Source organism: Bathymodiolus heckerae thiotrophic gill symbiont (assembly GCF_900128515.1).
Taxonomy (GTDB): domain Bacteria; phylum Pseudomonadota; class Gammaproteobacteria; order PS1; family Pseudothioglobaceae; genus Thioglobus_A.
Genome location: NZ_FQTP01000108.1, coordinates 1 through 4,048, shown reverse-complemented (window position 1 = coordinate 4,048; position 4,048 = coordinate 1). Strand labels below are relative to the sequence as shown.

The following is a 4,048-nucleotide window of genomic DNA, read 5'->3' as shown; positions in this document are numbered from 1 at the left end:
CAGACGGTATAAACAATATTGCCAGCGTTCTAACTGAAAGCTTGCCATATATTCAAAAATTTCAAGGCAAAACCATTGTCATTAAATATGGCGGTAATGCCATGACCGACGAAAAGCTTAAATCAAGCTTTGCACGCGATATCGTATTGATGAAATCTGTTGGCATGAACCCGATTGTGGTGCATGGCGGTGGTCCACAAATCGGTAAAACTCTAGAGAAAATTGGCAAGCAAAGTGAGTTTGTTGGTGGCATGCGCGTGACTGATAACGAGACTATGGATGTGGTTGAGATGGTATTAGGTGGCTTGGTCAATAAAGAAATTGTTAATTTAATTCATCAGCATGGTGGTCATTCAATTGGCTTAACTGGAAAAGATGGTAGTTTAATTTCAGCTAAAAAACTTAAGCACGTGGACCATCTTACCTCTGAAATTATTGACCTTGGTCATGTGGGCGAGGTGGATGTCATTGATACTTCGGTGATTGATCTATTGCTTAAAGGTGATTTTATTCCAGTAATCGCTCCGATTGGCGTTGGCAAAGATGGCTTCTCTTACAATATTAATGCTGATTTAGTTGCGGGTGCTATTGCTGAAGCGCTTAATGCTGAAAAACTAATTTTATTAACCAACACTTCTGGTTTGTTAGATTCAAATGACAATTTATTAACAGGTTTGGATGCTAAAAAAGTAAATGATTTAATTGCTGATGGTACCATTCATGGCGGCATGCTGCCAAAAATTGGCTGCGCTTTATCTGCGGTTAAAAATGGCGTTAAGTCGACTCATATTATTGATGGTCGTGTTCCTCATGCAGTGTTATTGGAAGTTTTTACGGACAATGGCGTTGGTACATTAATCACCTGTAATGAATAAAGAAAATCGTAATACAATTAAAGTTGTAGATTGCCAAGTACTGGCACATTACAAATTTGAGGGTGATCAATATATTTTGACGCTCGCTTCAAAGGTCATCGCCCAAGAAACCAAGCCTGGCCAGTTTGTGCATATTAGCGTGTCAGATATTCTACCAATGAGACGTCCAATTTCAATCATGTCAGTAGATAAAGAAAACAACACGTTTGATTTATTATACAAAGTGGTGGGCGAAGGTACCAAGCAATTAGCTAAACGTAAAATAGGCGAAATGATTAGCATCATTGGGCCAATCGGCAACGGCTTTAAAATGACTGATAAGAAGCTGCCTTTATTGATTGGTGGTGGTGTTGGTATGCCGCCAATGATTGCGATTGCACAATCAATCAAAGATACAGATTATGATCCGTTTGTTATTTTGGGCTCGGAAGTGCCATTCCCATTTACACCAGAATTAAGCAAAATGGGTAACCCGTGTCCTGAAGCTAGTCACACTATGCCCGAATTGGAAGATTGGGGTGTGGCTTGTCGATTGGCCAGTTTGCAAGATTATGAAGGTGTTTTTAAAGGCTATGTAACTGATCTTGCCAAAGTGTATTTAGATAGTTTGTCTACAGATGAGTTGGCTCAAGTTGAGATTTATTCTTGTGGTCCACACCCAATGTTAGAAGCGGTTGCAAAATTGGCCAAAGACTACAATTTACCTTGCCAAGTTTCTTTAGAAGAAAACATGGCATGTGCAGTTGGTGGTTGTGCAGGTTGTGTGGTTGAAGTACAAACAAATAATGGGCCAGCAATGAAACGAGTATGTGTAGATGGCCCTGTATTTGATGCAACAACCGTTTTTTAGTCTCGCCTTTTTTCATTCCACCCCTCAAGGGGGGCGCAACTGCGTTGGATTTAAAAAATATTCAGTTGCGTAAACTTTCTACGTACTTTTAAATCCACCTTGCACTAGCGATATACAGCAGTCCTCTAGGAGGATAATAAAAAAATACTCGCTAAAACCAATGCTTATGATTGCTGAAAATTTAAAAAAAGTTCAAGAACGTATTAATGCAGTTGATGCTAAAAATCAAGTAACTTTAATTGCTGTTAGCAAAACTAAACCCGCCTCTGATCTTCAGCAAGCTATTAATGCAGGGCAGCATCATTTTGGCGAAAATTATCTACAAGAAGCACTGGATAAAATTAAAGCATTAAAAAACCAGAATTTAATCTGGCACTTTATTGGCCCAATTCAATCTAACAAGACTAAACAAATTACTGAGAATTTTAGTTGGGCTCACAGTATTGATCGACTCAAAATTGCCAAACGCCTGAATGATCAACGCCCAAGTGAGCTGGGAAAGCTCAATGTTTTGTTGCAAGTGAATATAGACAACGAAATAACTAAATCAGGTGTTTCTGTTGATGAAATTGAGGATTTAATCACCCATTTTGAAAATTTCCAAAATATTTCATTACGAGGCTTTATGTGTATTCCCAATCCAGAGAATAACGAGCAGAGTTTCAATAAAATGGCTAAAATTATGCAAAAATACTCAAATTTAGACACTTTATCGATGGGAATGAGCTCAGATCTTGAATTAGCCATTAAAAATGGTGCTACTTTTGTGCGAATTGGCTCTGATATCTTTGGAAAAAGAGCTTAAAACGGTCATTCATGAAATTTCCAATATTTTTCTGGTACAATGTTAGTCATGCATATACCAAGTTCTTTTAAAGTTTCAGATCAAGGTGAATTATTTTCATTTATAAATCAATATTCATTTGGTCAGCTTATTTCTATCGTTGATGATCGCCCTTGTTCGACACACATTCCATTTTTACTTGATAGTGAAAATAAAAAACTTATTTGTCATTTGGCCAAGATAAACACTCAGTGGAAAAGTATCCATGATCAAGAAGTTCTAATCACTTTTTTAGGGCCTCATGATTATATTTCCCCTACTTGGTATGTAGGAAATGGCGTACCTACTTGGGATTATCAAGCGGTTCATGTATATGGCAAGGCAACAGTCATTAACGATCATGAGATACTTAAAAATATGGTGGATGAATTAAGCTCAAAGTATGAGTCTAAAAAACCTGATCCGTGGTTAGGTGAATATGTAGATGAAATGTTGAGTGCAATTATTGGTATTGAGATTGATATTAAAGAAATTCAAGGTCAATATAAACTTAGTCAAAATCGCTCAAAAGAAGATAGAGAACAAGTAATTAAAACTCTTAAAAAAAATGGCTCTAAGCAGTTATCTAGAGCAATAAAAAAATATATATGAAAATTAAAGTTTTAATCACTGGCGGTACGATTGACAAAACCTATAAAAAGTTAACGGGTAAGCTATCGTTTACTGAAACACATATGGTTGATATGCTTAATTGTGGACGTTCAATGGCAGATACCTTGTCAGAGGTATTATTTTTAAAAGATTCATTAGAAATGAGTGATTCAGATCGCGATTTTATTTTGGATAAATGTCAGTCTTGTGACGAGCAACATATTCTTATTACTCATGGCACTGATACCATGGTGGAGACGGCGAACCACCTTGCCAAAATGCTTAAAGATAAAACTGTGGTTTTGTTTGGCTCAATGATTCCATATTCAATTAATCAATCTGACGCTTTGTTTAACTTAGGCGTAGCACTGAGTGCAGTCCAGCTAAAAGATCCAGGCGTCTATATTGCCATGAATGGCAAAGTGTTTGATTTTGACAAAGTCAAAAAAGATAAAAGCCTAGGGGTCTTTACAAAAATACTCATCTAAATTGATATTTAAGTTAGATGGATAAAATTATAGAAACGTTTTATTTAATCATATGTTCGATAGCTGCTGTTAGCTCGTCATCTGAACAATTCATACAAGTGCCTTTAGGTGGCATGGCGCCAACACCCGTGATTGCTACCTTAACCAAGTCTGCAATACCACGCTTAACTCTTGGTGCCCAGTCAGCTTTGTTGCCAAATTTTGGTGCACTTAAAATGCCAGAGGCATGACAACTTGCACAAACTGTTGTGTAGATTTCTTCACCACTACGCGCTTTAGCAGAGGTTTTGACCGGTGCCTTAATCACGTTAACATCAATATCGCCTTCTAAGTACACTTGACCTAATGGTGCAATGCGCTCAGCTAGGGTTAAGTTGTCATCATATCCAACGTGAACTAA

At 37.3% G+C, this 4,048-nt stretch carries 6 protein-coding genes; 5 read left to right on the top strand and 1 reads right to left on the bottom strand.

The features are described from left to right. The first annotated feature begins 8 nt into the window (after positions 1-8). The 5 genes from argB to BTHERMOSOX_RS09550 all read left to right on the top strand — a co-directional run bounded on the left by argB (position 9) and on the right by BTHERMOSOX_RS09550 (position 3,648). Positions 9-875 (top strand): acetylglutamate kinase, encoded by an 867-nt coding sequence (gene argB / locus BTHERMOSOX_RS09570; protein ID WP_138120912.1) that lies wholly within the window; start codon positions 9-11, stop codon positions 873-875. After that, on the top strand, positions 868-1,725 hold the full coding sequence (locus tag BTHERMOSOX_RS09565; protein ID WP_138120910.1) for a dihydroorotate dehydrogenase electron transfer subunit: 858 nt from the start codon (positions 868-870) through the stop codon (positions 1,723-1,725). Before argB ends, BTHERMOSOX_RS09565 begins: the two co-directional genes overlap by 8 nt. Positions 1,726-1,891: 166 nt before the next feature. Then, positions 1,892-2,530: a YggS family pyridoxal phosphate-dependent enzyme gene (locus BTHERMOSOX_RS09560; RefSeq protein WP_283204855.1), complete on the top strand. Its 639-nt coding sequence runs from the start codon at positions 1,892-1,894 to the stop codon at positions 2,528-2,530. A gap of 48 nt (positions 2,531-2,578) precedes the next feature. After that, on the top strand, positions 2,579-3,160 hold the full coding sequence (locus BTHERMOSOX_RS09555; protein ID WP_171004725.1) for an FMN-binding negative transcriptional regulator: 582 nt from the start codon (positions 2,579-2,581) through the stop codon (positions 3,158-3,160). Further along, positions 3,157-3,648 (top strand): asparaginase domain-containing protein, encoded by a 492-nt coding sequence (locus BTHERMOSOX_RS09550; protein WP_138120904.1) that lies wholly within the window; start codon positions 3,157-3,159, stop codon positions 3,646-3,648. The genes BTHERMOSOX_RS09555 and BTHERMOSOX_RS09550 overlap by 4 nt, the downstream gene beginning before the upstream one ends. Positions 3,649-3,688: 40 nt before the next feature. On the opposite strand, the gene BTHERMOSOX_RS09545 is transcribed toward BTHERMOSOX_RS09550, so the two are convergent. Next, on the bottom strand, positions 3,689-4,048 hold a 360-nt coding region (locus BTHERMOSOX_RS09545; RefSeq protein ID WP_138120902.1), incomplete at its 5' end, for a c-type cytochrome.